The sequence below is a fragment of the Pseudomonas anguilliseptica genome (genome assembly GCF_021375795.1).
GTDB classification, from domain to species: domain Bacteria; phylum Pseudomonadota; class Gammaproteobacteria; order Pseudomonadales; family Pseudomonadaceae; genus Aquipseudomonas; species Aquipseudomonas anguilliseptica_A.
Window position 1 is genome coordinate 1,062,807 of sequence record NZ_JAEIOI010000001.1, and the last position, 15,657, is coordinate 1,078,463.

At 61.8% G+C, this 15,657-nt stretch carries 10 protein-coding genes; 6 read left to right on the top strand and 4 right to left on the bottom strand.

The features are described from left to right. Positions 1-23: 23 nt before the first annotated feature. From IOD17_RS04895 to xseA, 3 genes are all read right to left on the bottom strand, one after another. Positions 24-1,700, bottom strand: a complete 1,677-nt coding sequence (locus IOD17_RS04895) for a flagellinolysin (protein WP_233683956.1) — start codon at positions 1,698-1,700, stop codon at positions 24-26. A gap of 105 nt (positions 1,701-1,805) precedes the next feature. Further along, a complete protein-coding gene (locus IOD17_RS04900; RefSeq protein ID WP_233683957.1) occupies positions 1,806-2,630 on the bottom strand; it encodes a peptidoglycan DD-metalloendopeptidase family protein in 825 nt (274 codons plus the stop codon). 64 nt (positions 2,631-2,694) lie between these two features. Further along, the gene (gene xseA, locus IOD17_RS04905; protein WP_233683958.1) at positions 2,695-4,074 is read right to left on the bottom strand and encodes an exodeoxyribonuclease VII large subunit; all 1,380 of its coding nucleotides are present in this window, start codon (positions 4,072-4,074) and stop codon (positions 2,695-2,697) included. A 99-nt stretch (positions 4,075-4,173) separates the two neighbouring features. Here xseA and IOD17_RS04910 point away from each other — a divergent pair, with 99 nt between their 5' ends. From IOD17_RS04910 to tadA, 5 genes are all read left to right on the top strand, one after another. Further along, positions 4,174-4,725 (top strand): sugar ABC transporter ATPase, encoded by a 552-nt coding sequence (locus IOD17_RS04910; RefSeq protein ID WP_233683959.1) that lies wholly within the window; start codon positions 4,174-4,176, stop codon positions 4,723-4,725. A 117-nt stretch (positions 4,726-4,842) separates the two neighbouring features. Next, positions 4,843-6,312: an IMP dehydrogenase gene (guaB, locus tag IOD17_RS04915; protein WP_233683960.1), complete on the top strand. Its 1,470-nt coding sequence runs from the start codon at positions 4,843-4,845 to the stop codon at positions 6,310-6,312. A 74-nt stretch (positions 6,313-6,386) separates the two neighbouring features. Then, a complete protein-coding gene (gene guaA / locus IOD17_RS04920) occupies positions 6,387-7,964 on the top strand; it encodes a glutamine-hydrolyzing GMP synthase (protein ID WP_233683961.1) in 1,578 nt (525 codons plus the stop codon). Positions 7,965-8,135: 171 nt separating this feature from the next. Next, positions 8,136-9,506, top strand: a complete 1,371-nt coding sequence (locus tag IOD17_RS04925; protein WP_233683962.1) for a multicopper oxidase family protein — start codon at positions 8,136-8,138, stop codon at positions 9,504-9,506. A 2-nt stretch (positions 9,507-9,508) separates the two neighbouring features. Then, positions 9,509-9,991 carry a tRNA adenosine(34) deaminase TadA gene (gene tadA / locus IOD17_RS04930; RefSeq protein ID WP_325175657.1) on the top strand — a complete coding sequence of 161 codons (483 nt, stop codon included), beginning with the start codon at positions 9,509-9,511 and terminating at the stop codon, positions 9,989-9,991. A 6-nt stretch (positions 9,992-9,997) separates the two neighbouring features. Here tadA and mltF read toward each other — a convergent pair whose 3' ends face one another. Further along, entirely contained in the window at positions 9,998-11,458 is a 1,461-nt protein-coding gene (mltF, locus tag IOD17_RS04935) for a membrane-bound lytic murein transglycosylase MltF (RefSeq protein ID WP_233683963.1), read from the bottom strand. 222 nt (positions 11,459-11,680) lie between these two features. Between mltF and purL the strand changes: the two genes are divergently transcribed. Then, positions 11,681-15,577 (top strand): phosphoribosylformylglycinamidine synthase, encoded by a 3,897-nt coding sequence (gene purL, locus IOD17_RS04940; protein WP_233683964.1) that lies wholly within the window; start codon positions 11,681-11,683, stop codon positions 15,575-15,577. The last annotated feature ends 80 nt before the right edge of the window (positions 15,578-15,657 follow it).

The following is a 15,657-nucleotide window of genomic DNA, read 5'->3' on the forward strand; positions in this document are numbered from 1 at the left end:
TGCTGAACGTGTCTCGGGGCGCTTTACCCGAGCAGGCTCAGTACGGCTTGCGGCCGTTGATTGGCTTGGGCAAGCACGCTTTGCGCGGCTTGCTGAATGATCTGCCGAGAGACCAGGTTGGAGGTTTCTGCCGCAAAATCGGTGTCGAGGATGCGTGAGCGGCTGGCGGCGGCATTCTCGGCAATGCTTTGCAGGTTATTGATGGTGCTTTCCAGGCGATTCTGCAGTGCGCCCATATAGCCACGCTGGCGGTCTATATAGGCCAGTGCGTCATCTATGTCCATGACCGCGAGACCTGGTGTCTTGTTGAGGTCTAGGCGGCTTAAGGCCATCGCATCGGCGCTGAATGCACTGAAGCCGACTTGAATAGTTTCGTAAGCCTCGGCCCCAACCTGGAATTGCGTAATGGCGTTGCCCCCAACGCCGTTGACGTTGAATAGTTCGGGTTCGACCAATTTGAAACCTTTTGAGCCGGGAAGGCCGGTTCCCTGGTTCAGCAGCACATTTTCGGCGGTGAGCACGTTGCCGCCATCGGCATCAAAGCCGCCAATCGCCCCGGTATCGGCATTCGTCAGGTCAAGGCTGGCGACGTAGGTAGCAATGTCTGCGTCAAACTTGGTTTCGAAATCTGCCAGGCTGGTGAAGGCACCCTTACTAGCGTTAGTCAGGGCCTGATCCAGGGTCGATCCGCTGTTCTTTTGCAGGTAGCCCATGATGTCTTTGATGCCCTTGCCGCCGGCCGCCTTGATTTCATCATGCATATAACGCACAGCAGCGTAGCCGCCGGAGTAACCGGGCGAGGCACTGACATCATCGGCATTGAAGGCTGCCAGGATCGCAGCAGTATTGGTGCCACCGGCGGTGTCGGCGGCCAGGCGTTCGTCAGCACCCTGCACGGCTTCGGCCGAGCCTTCGATAAACCAACTGGGCAGCCCGGCAAAGTTCATGGTGCGGCCCATGACTGCGTGGGCCATCTCGTGGGCGATAACCCGGTCGGTGTACTGTGGTGTACTGCCGCCGTTGGGCAGGCTGGAGGCATCGAAATAGGCCAGGTTGACATTGAGCACCTGATCAAAGATTTTCCCGCCAGCGCCGGAGGTGCCAGAAACCGAGGCCAGGGTTTGGCTGGATGAGTCATTGGTAAAGGTTATTTCCAACTCGGCACCGTCGGCGCTCAGGCCAAAGGCATCAAACACGCGCTGTTCACCTTCACTGATCCAGAAACCTTTCAGGGAATTGAGTACGGCGCGCTGATCGAGGTCGCCGAGCACCGAGAAGCTGCCCTGATCAAACACCTTGCGACCGGCAAAGGTAGTGGTTTCGTTGACCCGGTTGATCTCTTGCAGCAACTGTTGTGCTTCCTGGTCTAGCGCGGCACGTTCACTGGCACCGTTAGAGCCGTTCATGGCCTGCAAGCCGAGCGAGCGAATGCGCTGCAGGGCGTCGGTGACGCTTTGCAAAGCGCCTTCCGCTACCTGCAGCAGCGATATGCCGTCGTTGGCGTTGCGCGTGGCCACGTTCAGCCCCCGCACCTGCGAGGTCAGGCGGTTGGAGATCTGCAGTCCAGCAGCATCGTCTTTGGCGCTGTTGATGCGCTGTCCGGTGGACAGGCGCTGCAGCGAAGTACCGAGTGCTGTGCTGTTGCTCTCCAGTTGGCGACGCGTGAACGACGACGAGATGTTGGTATTGACCGTCAGCATCTACGTGCGTACCCGCTCGACCGGGCGGACGGCCCGGTGTCACATAGCGAATCGGCACTGTGCGGATTTACTTGAACTGTTTTTCAGGCAGCCACTGACCAGTGGTCAGGGCTTGAACGCGCCGATAAAAATTGCCGGGTCGACGCGGACGTCGTTCAGACTGACGTTCCAGTGCAGATGTGGCCCGGTAGCGCGGCCGGTGGCGCCTACTTTGCCGAGGACGCCGCCGCGTGGCAGCTCATCGCCGACTTTTACGCCGATGGCAGAGAGGTGGCAGAACATGCTGATCAGGCCCTGGCCGTGGTCGACAAATACGGTTTTACCGTTAAAGAAGTAGTCGCCAATCAGGATCACTTTGCCAGCTGCCGGGGCTTTGATCGGCGTGCCGCTATTGGCGGCGAAGTCTAGCCCTGAGTGCGGGTTGCGTTCTTCGCCATTGAAGAAGCGGCGTAGGCCGAAGGGGCTCGACAGCGGGCCGTTGACCGGCCTGTCGAACAACAGATTGCTCGGCTGGCGCGCGCTGAACTGCTGGTAGGCACGGGTCTGCTCGGCGAGTTCGCGTTCTATACGCGCAAGGTTCTTGGCGTTCGGATTGACCTGCTGCTGGTTCTTGATGGTGATGCGCTGTTCGACGTAATGCTTGCTGCCTACCTGAAAATTCAGGGTCTGGCTGCCGTTGACGCTGATCTGCTGGCTGCCGGGTTTCACGCTTAGCGGGATGCCGACGATGGCGATCCAGCGTTGCTGATCCTCATTAATCACCAGCACGGGTTTGTTCTGATAGCGCACGCTGGGCGCGCTGGCGGCTGGCCCAAGATCGACCACGGCCACGCCGCCTGGTACCGGCTTATTCAGCAGGCGGCTGATAAATCCTTCGGCGTGGATGGGCAGGGCGAGGCAGAACAGGGCGAGTAGAGTGAACAGGCGCATTGAGTATCCGTGGGGTGGATAACGCGAAGCCTATCCACCGCTTTATAAAGGTAAATCGAAAAGGTCAGTCGAGCAGCGAGAGGGTGACCGGCTGCACATGGTTATCTTCGACCCGCACATCCAGCTCGCCGCTGCTTAGCCGCGCCTTCAGGCGCTGACCGGGCTGGGTATCGGCGGCGTTGCGGATGGCGCGGCCGCGCTCATCCAGCAGGATGCTGTAACCACGACCTAGGGTGGCCAGCGGGCTGACCGCGTGCAGCGTCTGTACCTGGCTGTGCAGCTGCAGGCGACGTGCCTTGAGGCTTTCGCGCATGCTGCGTTGCAGGCGCTCGGCTAAGGCCTGCAGGCGTTGATCGAGTAGTTTGAGGTTGCGTTCCGGGTGCAGGCTGAGCATGCGGGTTTGCAGGTGATTCAGGCGTTCGCGGCGACTAGTCAGCTGGCGCTCGAAGGCGCGGGCCAGGCGCATATCCAGATCATCCACGCGCTGGGCATGCTGGCGCAGCCGTTCGCCGGGGTGGCGCAAGCGTCGTTGCAAACCGTCCAGGCGCATACGTTCGCGTTCCAGGCGGTGTTGTATGCGCAGGTTCAGGCGGCGCTTGAGATTATGCAGGCGCTGCACCAGTTCGCTGCTGTCAGGGGCCAGCAGTTCGGCGGCGGCGGAGGGCGTTGGTGCGCGCACGTCGGCAACAAAGTCGGCGATGGACACATCGGTCTCATGGCCCACGGCGCTGACGATGGGCGTGATGCAGGCGGCAATGGCGCGGGCTACCGGCTCTTCGTTAAAACACCAGAGGTCTTCCAGCGAGCCGCCACCACGGGCCAGGATCAGCGCATCGAAGCCTTTTGCATCGGCCATGCCGAGTGCGCGAACAATTTGTGCGGTGGCTTCGCGGCCCTGAACAGCGGTGGGGATCAGGGTCAGCTCGACCTGCGGCGCACGGCGGCGGAATACGCTGATAATGTCGCGAATCACCGCGCCGGTGGGTGAGCTGATAATGCCGATACGTTTCGGGTGAACCGGCAGGGCGACTTTAGCCCCGGTCGCGAACAGCCCTTCGGCGCTGAGTTTTTCCTTCAAGGCTTCGAAGGCCAAACGCAGGGCGCCATCACCGGCCGGCTCTACCGCATCGAGAATCAGTTGGTAGTCGCCGCGCCCTTCAAACAGCGAGACCTTGCCACGCACCTTGACTGCCAGGCCGTCCCGTAGCGCTTGACGCACCTTGGCGGCGTTTTGCCGGAACAGCGCGCAACGCACCTGGGCCTGACTATCTTTAAGGGTGAAGTAGATATGACCGGACGCCGGCTTGGCCAGGTTGGAGATTTCCCCCTCGACCCAGATGCCGCCGAATACATCTTCCAGCAGCAAGCGGGCGCGGTTGTTCAGTTGGCTGACGCTGAGCACCTCGCGGTCGAGGTTCAGGCGTTGGAAGGGATCTTTGATCATGGCCGGCATAGTAAAGGCTTTGTCCGGGCAACTGTAGAGTCTTGACCCGCACTGCCAGCCCATTAAGCTGCGCGCCTTTAATGCAGACCGAGTATCGATATGAGCGAGCAGCAGGCGATCATCGTGCCGCAGATTTCCAGCTTTCCCGGTCATGAGGCGCGGGCGCGGTTGATCGTGCGTTGGTTGGTCAAGCAGAACATCATCGAAGAACAGCTGACCACCTGCGGGCGTACCTTCAAGCATATGGGCTACGGCATTGCCGAGGGGGCGCGGCGGGTGGTCGAGCGTCCCGAGTTATTGCCCTTTGGCCAGGCGGTGCATGGCCTGGAGATTATCTACAAGCGCTGCATCTATACCCCAACGGTAAACTTTCTTGAGGAAGCCGGTTGCCCCGAGTGCCGGCGCGAGGTGGGTGAGCGCCTATTCGACAGCCTGGAAGAGTGGATGCCGGGGCAGACCGATAACTTTATCTGCCCGTTGTGCGGCTTTGAGGACGACATCAACGGCTTTCTGTTTCTGCAGCCCTGCGGCTTTTCCAACCTGGGTTTTATCTTCAATAACTGGGCAGATGCCGGCTTCAAGCAGGGCTTTCTCGACGAGTTTGCTGCGCGTTTGGGCTATCCGGTCTCGCTGGTGCGGGTCGACTTGTAGGACAAGGTGGGCGGCTGGCCAAGGTTCCAGTCAGCCGGTCGATACTTTGCGTTGAGTGCAGGGTGGCGTCTGAGTATAATGGCGCGCTTCCAATTTTCCCGTCCGGGAGCCCCCGCCATGCTGCGTATCAGTCAAGAAGCTCTTACCTTCGACGACGTTCTACTTATTCCAGGTTATTCCGAAGTTCTGCCGAAGGATGTCAGCCTCAAAACGCGCCTGACCCGTGGCATCGAACTGAATATTCCATTGCTCTCTGCTGCCATGGATACCGTGACTGAAGCCCGTCTGGCGATTGCCATGGCTCAGGAAGGCGGCATCGGCATCATCCACAAGAACATGACGCCCGAGCAGCAGGCTGCCGAAGTGCGCAAGGTCAAGCGTTACGAGTCCGGTGTGGTGAAAGATCCGATCACTATCGAGGCCGATGCTACTGTGGGCGACCTGTTCGATCTGACTCGTCAGAACAACATTTCCGGTGTGCCAGTACTGCATCACGGTGATCTGGTCGGCATCGTCACCAGCCGTGACGTGCGTTTCGAGACCAACATGGGCGCCAAGGTGCGCGACGTGATGACGCCGAAAGAGCGTCTGGTTACGGTCAAGGAAGGCGAAGACACCCAGGTTGTGCGCAAGCTGCTGCACAAACACCGCATCGAGCGTGTGCTGATCGTCGACGACCAGTTCCGCCTCAAAGGCATGATGACTGTCAACGACATCGAGAAAGCCAAGGCCTACCCGCTGGCCAGCAAGGACGACCAGGGTCGTCTGCGCGTCGGTGCAGCAGTCGGCACAGGTGCTGATACCGAAGACCGCGTGGCCGCGCTGGTGCATGCCGGCGTTGACGTAATCATCGTTGACACCGCGCATGGTCACTCCAAGGGCGTGATTGACCGCGTGCGTTGGGTCAAACAGAACTTCCCGGACGTGCAGGTGATCGGTGGCAACATCGCCACTGGCGCAGCCGCCAAGGCCCTGGCCGAAGCCGGCGCCGATGCGGTCAAGGTCGGCATTGGCCCTGGCTCGATCTGCACCACCCGTATTGTTGCCGGTGTCGGTGTACCGCAAATCTCCGCCGTGGCCAACGTGGCCGCTGCACTGGCGGGTACCGGTGTGCCGCTGATCGCCGATGGTGGCATCCGCTTCTCCGGTGACCTGTCCAAAGCCATCGTCGCCGGCGCGTCCGCGGTGATGATCGGTTCGATGCTCGCCGGTACCGAAGAAGCGCCGGGCGAAGTCGAGTTGTTCCAGGGCCGCTCCTACAAAGCCTACCGCGGCATGGGCTCGCTGGGCGCGATGGCGCAGGCGCAGGGCTCCTCGGATCGTTACTTCCAGGACTCTTCGGCAGGTGCCGAGAAGCTGGTGCCGGAAGGTATCGAAGGTCGCGTGCCGTACAAGGGTGCGATGGGGGCCATCGTTCATCAGCTGATGGGTGGCCTGCGTGCCTCCATGGGCTACACCGGCTGCGCGACCATCGAAGAGATGCGCAGCAAGCCGGAGTTTGTGCGCATCACCGGCGCCGGCATGGCTGAGTCGCACGTGCATGACGTGCAGATCACCAAAGAGGCGCCCAACTACAGAGTTGGTTGATTCGCTGCAATGTATGAATAACGGGGCTGTTCGATCAGCCCCGTGTCATTTGTGAATACCTACGAGAGACGGCCATGGCCCACGACATTCACGCCCACCGCATCCTCATTCTGGACTTCGGTTCCCAGTACACCCAGCTGATCGCCCGCCGTGTGCGCGAGATCGGCGTCTATTGCGAACTGCACCCCTGGGACATGAGCGACGAGGACATTCGTGCCTTCGCCCCGCGCGGCATCATCCTCGCCGGTGGCCCTGAGTCGGTGCACGAAGCCAACAGCCCGCGCGCACCGCAAGCGGTGTTCGACCTGAATGTACCGGTGCTGGGCATCTGCTACGGCATGCAGACCATGGCCGAGCAGCTTGGCGGCAAGGTGGAAGGTTCCGATCTGCGTGAATTCGGCTACGCCCGTGTCGACGTGGTCGGCAAGAGCCAACTGCTGGCCGGCATCGAAGACCATGTCGACGCCGACGGCGTGCTGGGCCTCGACGTATGGATGAGCCACGGCGATAAGGTTACCCGCCTGCCGGAAGGCTTCCACATCCTCGCCAGTACCCCGAGCTGCCCGATCGCCGCCATGTGCGACGACACTCGCCGCTACTACGGCGTGCAGTTCCACCCGGAAGTGACCCACACCAAGCAGGGTGGCCGCATCCTTTCGCGCTTCGTGCTGGAAATCAGCGGCTGTGAAGCCCTGTGGACCCCGGCCAATATCGTCGAAGACGCCATCACCGCGGTACGTGCCCAGGTTGGCGACGCCAACGTGCTGCTCGGCCTGTCCGGCGGTGTCGATTCTTCGGTGGTTGCGGCGCTGCTGCACAAGGCCATCGGCGACCAACTGACCTGCGTGTTCGTCGACAACGGCCTGCTGCGCCTGCATGAAGGTGATCAGGTCATGGCCATGTTCGCTGAGAACATGGGCGTCAAGGTGATCCGCGCCAACGCCGAAGAGCAGTTCCTCGGTAACCTGGCCGGCGAGTCCGACCCGGAGAAAAAACGCAAGATCATCGGCCGCACCTTCATAGACGTGTTCGATGCGCAGGCTAGCCAGCTGGACAACATCCAGTTCCTCGCCCAGGGCACCATCTACCCGGATGTGATCGAGTCGGCTGGCGCCAAGAGCGGCAAGGCCCACGTGATCAAGAGCCACCACAATGTTGGCGGCCTGCCCGAGGAAATGAACCTCAAGCTGGTCGAGCCGCTGCGTGAACTGTTTAAGGATGAAGTGCGCAAAATCGGCCTGGAACTGGGCTTGCCGTACGACATGGTTTACCGCCACCCGTTCCCGGGCCCAGGCCTGGGCGTGCGCATCCTCGGCGAAGTGAAGAAGGAATACGCCGACCTGCTGCGCCGCGCCGACCACATCTTTATCGAAGAGCTGCGCAAGGCTGACTGGTACCACAAGACCAGCCAGGCGTTCGTGGTGTTCCAGCCGGTGAAATCGGTCGGTGTCGTTGGCGACGGCCGTCGCTATGCCTGGGTCGTCGCTCTGCGCGCTGTGGAAACCGTGGACTTTATGACCGCACGTTGGGCGCATCTGCCTTACGAGCTGCTGGAGACCGTAAGCGGCCGCATCATCAACGAGATCGAAGGCATCTCCCGCGTCACCTATGACGTGTCGAGCAAGCCGCCTGCCACCATCGAGTGGGAGTGATGTAGCCAACAAGGGCAGCGCAAGCTGCCCTTGTTGTTTCAGCTGCGGCATTCTGCCCTCTATCCGGGGTCGTCAGTCCCGTTGCTTAAATGAGAAGATATTGCAATTGGTAGTCCGGCTTAAGTTCGGACCGATATCTTCCCGGACTGCATCCGGGCTACGGGAGTCTCAATGTCTTTTACCCGCAGACAAATGCTGGTCGGCCTGGCTGGCTTAGGTGTCGTTGGCCTTGGTGCTGGCGGTGTTCGCTACTGGCTGGGTCGCCCGGAAAATGTGGCGACTCACGACTACGAGCTGATCGCCGCACCGCTGGATATCGAGCTGGTGCCGGGGCATCGCACGCCGGCCTGGGCATACGGCGGTCAGGCTCCTGGTGTGGAGTTGCGCTGCCTGCAGGGCGAGCGTTTGCGTGTGCGCTTTATTAACAAGCTGGACGTGCCGACCACTATTCATTGGCATGGCATCCGTCTGCCGCTGGAGATGGACGGCGTGCCTTATGTGTCGCAGGCGCCGGTGCTGCCGGGCGAGTTCTTCGATTACAGCTTCATCACCCCCGACGCCGGCAGCTTCTGGTATCACCCGCATGTCGCCAGCGGCGAGCAGCTGGGGCGTGGCCTAGTCGGTGCGTTGATTGTCGAGGAGCGTGAGCCAACAGGGTTTATCCACGATCACGTGCTGAATCTGAAAAGCTGGCATATCGACGGGCAGGGCGCTTTTACTGATTTCAGCGTGCCGCGCGAGGCGGCGCGCGGCGGTACGCCGGGGCGCCTGAGTACGGTCAATGGTGTGCACGCGCCGACCCTGGATTTACCTGCCGGGCAGGTGGTGCGTCTGCGCCTGATCAATCTGGATAACACTCTGACTTATCGCCTCAACCTGCCTGGTGCGGATGCGCGCATCTATGCGCTGGATGGCAATCCGGTCGAGCCGCGACCGCTGGGCAAGGAATACTGGCTGGGGCCGGGGATGCGTATCGAGTTGGGGTTGAAGGTGCCCGTCGCGGGTACAGAGCTGGCGCTGCGTAACGGGCCATTGCGCCTGGCGACCTTGCGGGCGCAGCCCAATGCCGAAGGGGTGGGTGAGTGGCCGCCTGCGCTGCCAGCCAACCCGGTGGCTGAGCCGGACCTGGCCAATGCGCAAATCATCAATTTCAACTTTGAGTGGGCGGGCGCGGTATCGACCGGGCTGGCGCAGGGCGCTGCGCACAGCTTCTGGCAGATCAATGGTCAGGCCTGGGATATCAATGACAAGACCTGCGCCGACCGGCCGATTGCCCGCCTGCAACTGGGTAAGAGTTATATCTTCGAGCTGCGTAACCTCAGTCAGTATCAGCACCCGATCCATCTGCACGGCATGACGTTTAAAGTGTTGGCATCGGATCGTAAATCGATCATCCCGTATTTCACCGACACTTACCTGCTGGGCAAGAATGAGCGCGCACGCGTCGCGCTGGTCGCGGATAATCCCGGGGTGTGGATGTTCCATTGCCATGTGATTGACCATATGGAAACCGGTCTGATGGCATCAATCGAGGTCGTTTAAGCGTGCGCCAACCCCTGATCATTGATCGCAGCCAGGATCAGCACTTTATGCGCGAGGCCCTGGCTCTGGCCGCCGAAGGCGCCGCTTTGGGTGAGGTGCCGGTCGGCGCCGTGCTGGTGCAGGCGGGTGAAATTATCGGGCGCGGTTTTAACTGCCCGATCTCCACCCATGATCCCAGCGCCCACGCCGAGATGGTGGCGATTCGCGCCGCCGCCCAAACCGTGAGCAACTACCGCCTGCCGGGCAGCACTCTGTATGTGACCCTGGAACCGTGCAGCATGTGCGCCGGGCTGATCGTGCATGCACGGGTACAGCGCGTGGTGTATGGCGCCACCGAACCCAAGGCCGGGGTGGCGATCAGCCGAGGACAGTTTTTCAGCCAGGAATTTCTCAATCACCGGGTGTTGATCGAGGGCGGGGTGCTGGCTGAGGAGTGCGGTGCGGCGCTGAGTGCGTTCTTCAAGGCGCGGCGCGAGCAGCGGTAGCGGGGTTTACAACGGCGGGGTCTGTTCGTTGGGCTGGCGCTTGTCGATGCCTGGCAGGTGCTGGCTGCTCTCGGCCAACTGCGAGCCTTCCAGCTGCGGCTGGGTCACCCAGGTGAGGATGTCGTAGTAGCGGCGGATGTTGCGCACAAAGTGCACCGGTTCGCCGCCACGGGCATAGCCGTAACGGGTTTTGCTGTACCACTGCTTCTGCGAGAGGCGCGGCAGGATTTTCTGTACATCCAGCCACTTGTTCGGGTCCAGGCCTTCGGCCTCGGTGAGCTTGCGCGCATCTTCCAGGTGGCCGCCACCGATGTTGTAAGCGGCCAGGGCGAACCAGGTGCGATCGGGCTCCTGAATGCTCTCCGGCAGCTGGTCTTTCACATGCACGATGTATTTGGCCCCGCCGGCGATGCTCTGCTTGGGGTTCAGACGATCCGATACGCCCATGGCCTGGGCCGTGCGCAGGGTCAGCATCATCAGTCCACGTACGCCGGTCTTCGAGGTGGCGTTGGGTTGCCAGAGGGACTCCTGATAGCCCATGGCCGCCAGCAGGCGCCAATCGACCTGATTGGCCTGGGCTGCTTCGCGGAAGTACTTCTCGTAGCGCGGCAGACGCTGCTGCAGGTGCTGGGCGAAGGTGTAGGCGCCGACGTAGCCGAGGACGTCGACGTGGCCGTAGTAGCGGTCCTTGAGGCGTTGCAGACTGCCGTTTTTCTGCGCACGCTCGATAAAGGCGTTCATCTCGTCGAGCAGGCTGCGGTCTTCCCCGGGAGCGGTGGCCCAGGCCAGGTTCTGTGCATCACCGAGGTCGAACGCCACGCGCACGTTGGAAAAATACACCTGATTCATGGCCAGTTCGTTGGAGTCGACCAGGGTCAGGTCTATCTGCCCTTCATCGACCATGCGCAACAGGTCGACCACCTCTACTGCTGCAGACTCTTCATAACTCAGTTCGGGTAATTGCAGCTTGAGTGCCGCCAGCTGTTCGGCGTGGCTGCTGCCTTTAAGCACCAGAATGCGTTTGCCGAGCAGATCATCCGGACGGGTCGGGCGTTGTTGGCCGTTGCGGTAGATCACCTGCGGGGTGACTTCCAAGTAGGGCAGGGAGAAGCGCGCCTGGGTTTGCCGTCCGTCGCTTTGCACCAGGCCGGCAGCAGCGAGCACTGGGCCGTTGGGCTGGTTCAGGCTGGCAAACAGCTCGTCGAGGTTGTCGGCGGTTTCGATTTGCAGTTCGACGCCCAGATCGTCGGCAAAGCGCTTCACCAGCTCATATTCGAAGCCGGTTTCGCCGTTTCGGTCCTGAAAGTAGGTGGCCGGACTGTTACGGGTGATCACCCGCAGTACACCCTCCGCCTGAACGCGCTCGAGTGTGCTGGGTTCTTCAGCACAGCCGCCGAGCAGCAGGAGGATTCCGATCACCGACAGCCAGCAGGCGCAGCGCGCACGGAACGCAGATTGGGCAAACATTGGCGCAGTATACGCAAAGCCTGCTGCGCGCCATATATCGACAGCAACGGTCGTCTCTGTTAGCGCTGCGCGGCGTCGAGCCTGCGGGAGGCGCCCATTTGCAGGGCACGGGCGGCTTGTCCGATGCGGTTAACAGAGCCTGGCCGCCACGGGTGCTGTCGGCGACGCTTTAGGCTAGAATGCACGGCCTCAAAGTACACCCCTTCCCAGAGGCTGTCCCCGATGTTGATCCTGCGCGGCGCTCCCGCCCTTTCTGCTTTCCGTCACGGCAAACTGCTTGAACAACTGACCAGCAAGGTTCCTGCGGTCACCGGCCTGTATGCCGAGTTCGCGCATTTCGCCGAAGTGTCTGGCGTGCTTAACGCCGACGAAGAGCAGGTATTGGCCCGTTTGCTGAAGTACGGCCCGAGTGTGCCGGTGCAGGAGCCCAATGGCCGCCTGTTCCTGACCATTCCGCGTTTCGGCACCATCTCGCCCTGGTCGAGCAAGGCTAGCGACATCGCCCGCAACTGCGGCCTGGCGAAGATTCAGCGCATCGAGCGCGGTTTGGCCTACTACGTCAGCGGCGAGTTGAATGCGGACGAAGCGCAGCAGGTGGCGGATCTGCTGCATGACCGCATGACCCAACTGGTGCTGGATAACCTCGAAGGCGCGGCTGCGCTGTTCAGCCACGCCCAGCCCAAACCGTTGACGGCGATCGACATTCTTGGCGGCGGCCGTGCAGCACTGGAGCAGGCCAACGTCGAGCTGGGCCTGGCCCTGGCCGAAGATGAAATCGACTATCTGCTGAATGCCTTCCAAGGGCTCGGGCGCAACCCCCACGACATCGAACTGATGATGTTCGCCCAGGCCAACTCCGAGCATTGCCGCCACAAGATCTTCAATGCCAGCTGGGATATCGACGGCGAAAGCCAGGACAAGTCGCTGTTCGGTATGATCAAGAACACCTACCAGATGCACAGCGAGAACGTGCTGTCCGCTTACAAAGACAACGCCTCGGTGATCGTCGGGCACACCGCTGGCCGTTTCTTCCCGAATCCGCAAACCCGCCAGTACGGCGCGGTGCAGGAACCGGTGCATATTCTGATGAAGGTGGAAACCCACAACCACCCGACCGCCATTTCCCCGTTCTCCGGTGCGTCCACCGGTTCCGGCGGCGAGATCCGCGACGAAGGCGCCACCGGCCGTGGCGCCAAGCCGAAGGCCGGGTTGACCGGCTTTACCGTCTCCAACCTGAACATCCCGGGTTTCGAACAGCCGTGGGAAGTGCCGTACGGCAAGCCCGAGCGCATCGTGACCCCGCTGGACATCATGATCGAAGGCCCGCTGGGCGGCGCGGCGTTCAACAACGAATTCGGCCGTCCGGCGCTGACCGGCTACTTCCGTACCTTCGAGCAAGCGATCAGCACGCCCCATGGCGACGAAGTGCGCGGCTACCACAAGCCGATCATGCTCGCCGGCGGCATGGGCAACATTCGTGCAGATCACGTGCAGAAAGGTGAGATCACCGTGGGCGCCAAGCTCATCGTGCTCGGCGGCCCGGCCATGCTGATCGGCCTGGGTGGCGGCGCGGCGTCGTCGGTTGCCACTGGTGCCAGCTCGGCTGACCTGGATTTCGCCTCGGTACAGCGCGAAAACCCGGAAATGGAACGCCGTTGCCAGGAGGTCATCGACCGTTGCTGGCAGCTCGGCGACGCCAACCCGATTGCCTTTATCCATGACGTTGGCGCCGGTGGTATTTCCAACGCCTTCCCGGAGCTGGTCAATGACGGCGGCCGTGGCGGCCGTTTCGAACTGCGCAACGTGCCGAATGACGAGCCGGGCATGGCCCCGCACGAAATCTGGAGCAACGAGTCCCAGGAGCGTTACGTACTGGCCGTCAGCGCTGTCGATTTCGAACGGTTCAAAGCCATTTGCGAGCGCGAGCGTTGCCCGTTTGCGGTCGTCGGCGAAGCCACCGAAGAAGCTCACCTGACCGTAACTGACAGCCACTTCGCCAACACCCCGGTGGACATGCCATTGGAAGTGCTGCTCGGCAAACCGCCGCGCATGCACCGTTCGGTGACCCGCGAAGCCGAGCTGGGCGACGATTTTGCTGCCGCTAGTGTGGATATCGACGACGCGGTAACTCGCGTACTTCATCACCCGGCCGTGGCCAGCAAGAGCTTCCTGATCACCATTGGTGACCGCACCATTACCGGTCTGGTTGCTCGCGACCAGATGGTTGGTCCGTGGCAGGTGCCGGTGGCCGATTGCGCCGTGACCGCCACCAGCTTCGATGTGTACACCGGTGAGTCGATGGCCATGGGCGAGCGCACACCGCTGGCGCTGCTGGACGCCGCCGCCTCCGGGCGTATGGCGATTGGCGAGACGCTGACCAACCTGGCGGCCTCGCGCATCGAAAAACTCTCCGACATCAAACTGTCCGCCAACTGGATGGCCGCTGCCGGCCACCCGGGCGAAGACGCGCGCCTGTACGACACCGTGAAAGCGGTCGGCATGCAGTTGTGCCCCGAGCTGGGCATCACCATTCCGGTGGGCAAAGACTCGATGTCGATGAAAACCCAGTGGCGCGATGAAGGCGCGGATAAGAGCGTAACCTCGCCGTTGTCGTTGGTGGTGACCGGCTTTGCCCCGGTCAGCGATATTCGCAAGACCCTGACTCCGCAACTGCGCATGGACAAGGGCGAAACCGACCTGATCCTGATCGACCTGGGCCGTGGGCAGAACCGCATGGGCGCCTCGATCCTCACCCAGGTGTACGGCAAGCTCGGCACCCAGGCACCCGATGTGGATGACGCCGAAGACCTCAAGGCCTTCTTCGCGGTGATCCAGGGCCTGAATGCTGACGGCCATATTCTCGCTTACCACGACCGTTCCGACGGCGGCCTGCTGGTGACCGCGCTGGAAATGGCCTTTGCCGGCCATTGCGGCTTGAACCTGTTCCTCGATGCCTTGGCCGACGACCGCGCTGAGCTGGCGGCCGTGCTGTTCAACGAAGAGCTGGGCGCGGTGATCCAGGTGCATCAGGACGCTACCCCGGAAGTGCTGGCGCAGTTCAGCGCCGCCGGTCTGGGCGACTGTGTGGCGGTGATCGGTCAGCCGGTCAACAGCGATGACGTGGCGATCAGCTTCAACGGTCAGCCGGTATTCGGCGGCCAGCGCCGCTTGCTGCAGCGTCAGTGGGCGCAAACCAGCTACCAGATTCAGCGTCTGCGCGACAACGTGCAGTGCGCCGAGCAGGAGTTCGACGCCATCCTCGATGAGGAAAACCCGGGGTTGTCGGCCAAGCTCAGCTTTGACGTCAATCAGGACATCAGCGCGCCGTATATCCGCAAGGGTGTGCGCCCGCAGATCGCTGTTCTGCGTGAGCAGGGTGTCAACGGTCAGGTGGAAATGGCTGCGGCCTTCGATCGCGCGGGTTTCAGTGCGATCGACGTGCATATGAGCGATATCCTCAGCGGTCGCGTCAGTCTTGAAGAGTTCAAGGGCCTGGTCGCCTGCGGCGGTTTCTCCTACGGCGACGTACTGGGTGCCGGCGAAGGCTGGGCCAAGTCGATCCTGTTCAACAGCCGCGCCCGCGATGGCTTCCAGGCGTTCTTCGAGCGCAAGGACAGCTTTGCCCTTGGCGTGTGCAACGGCTGCCAGATGATGAGCAACCTGCACGAGCTGATCCCCGGTACCGAGTTCTGGCCGCATTTCGTGCGCAACCGCTCCGAGCAGTTCGAAGCGCGTGTGGCCATGGTGCAAGTGCAGGAGTCGGCATCGATCTTCCTGCAAGGCATGGCTGGTTCGCGTATGCCAATCGCCATCGCCCACGGCGAAGGTCATGCCGAGTTCGAGAACGAGGAAGCCTTGCTTGAGGCGGATCTGTCCGGCTGCGTGGCCATGCGCTTTATCGACAACCACGGCAAAGTCACCGAAACCTACCCGGCCAATCCGAACGGTTCGCCGCGCGGGATTACCGGTCTGACCAGCCGTGACGGCCGCGTGACCATCATGATGCCGCACCCGGAGCGGGTATTCCGCGCCGTGCAGAACTCCTGGAAGCCGGATGACTGGCAGGAAGATGCAGGCTGGATGCGCATGTTCCGCAACGCCCGCGTGTGGGTGGATTAACAGCGGCCGCAATGCGGCCCTCTGCTGACCCTCTCCCGCTTGTGGGAGAGGGTGCCCGAAGGGCGGGAGAGGACGTGTGA

Coding starts and splice junctions, on each gene's coding strand:
- guaB (WP_233683960.1), top strand. CDS start 4,843: ATGCTGCGTATCAGTCAAGAAGCTCTTACCTTCGACGACGTTCTACTT.
- IOD17_RS04900 (WP_233683957.1), bottom strand. CDS start 2,630: ATGCGCCTGTTCACTCTACTCGCCCTGTTCTGCCTCGCCCTGCCCATC.
- IOD17_RS04910 (WP_233683959.1), top strand. CDS start 4,174: ATGAGCGAGCAGCAGGCGATCATCGTGCCGCAGATTTCCAGCTTTCCC.
- IOD17_RS04895 (WP_233683956.1), bottom strand. CDS start 1,700: ATGCTGACGGTCAATACCAACATCTCGTCGTCGTTCACGCGTCGCCAA.
- guaA (WP_233683961.1), top strand. CDS start 6,387: ATGGCCCACGACATTCACGCCCACCGCATCCTCATTCTGGACTTCGGT.
- mltF (WP_233683963.1), bottom strand. CDS start 11,458: ATGTTTGCCCAATCTGCGTTCCGTGCGCGCTGCGCCTGCTGGCTGTCG.
- xseA (WP_233683958.1), bottom strand. CDS start 4,074: ATGATCAAAGATCCCTTCCAACGCCTGAACCTCGACCGCGAGGTGCTC.
- purL (WP_233683964.1), top strand. CDS start 11,681: ATGTTGATCCTGCGCGGCGCTCCCGCCCTTTCTGCTTTCCGTCACGGC.
- IOD17_RS04925 (WP_233683962.1), top strand. CDS start 8,136: ATGTCTTTTACCCGCAGACAAATGCTGGTCGGCCTGGCTGGCTTAGGT.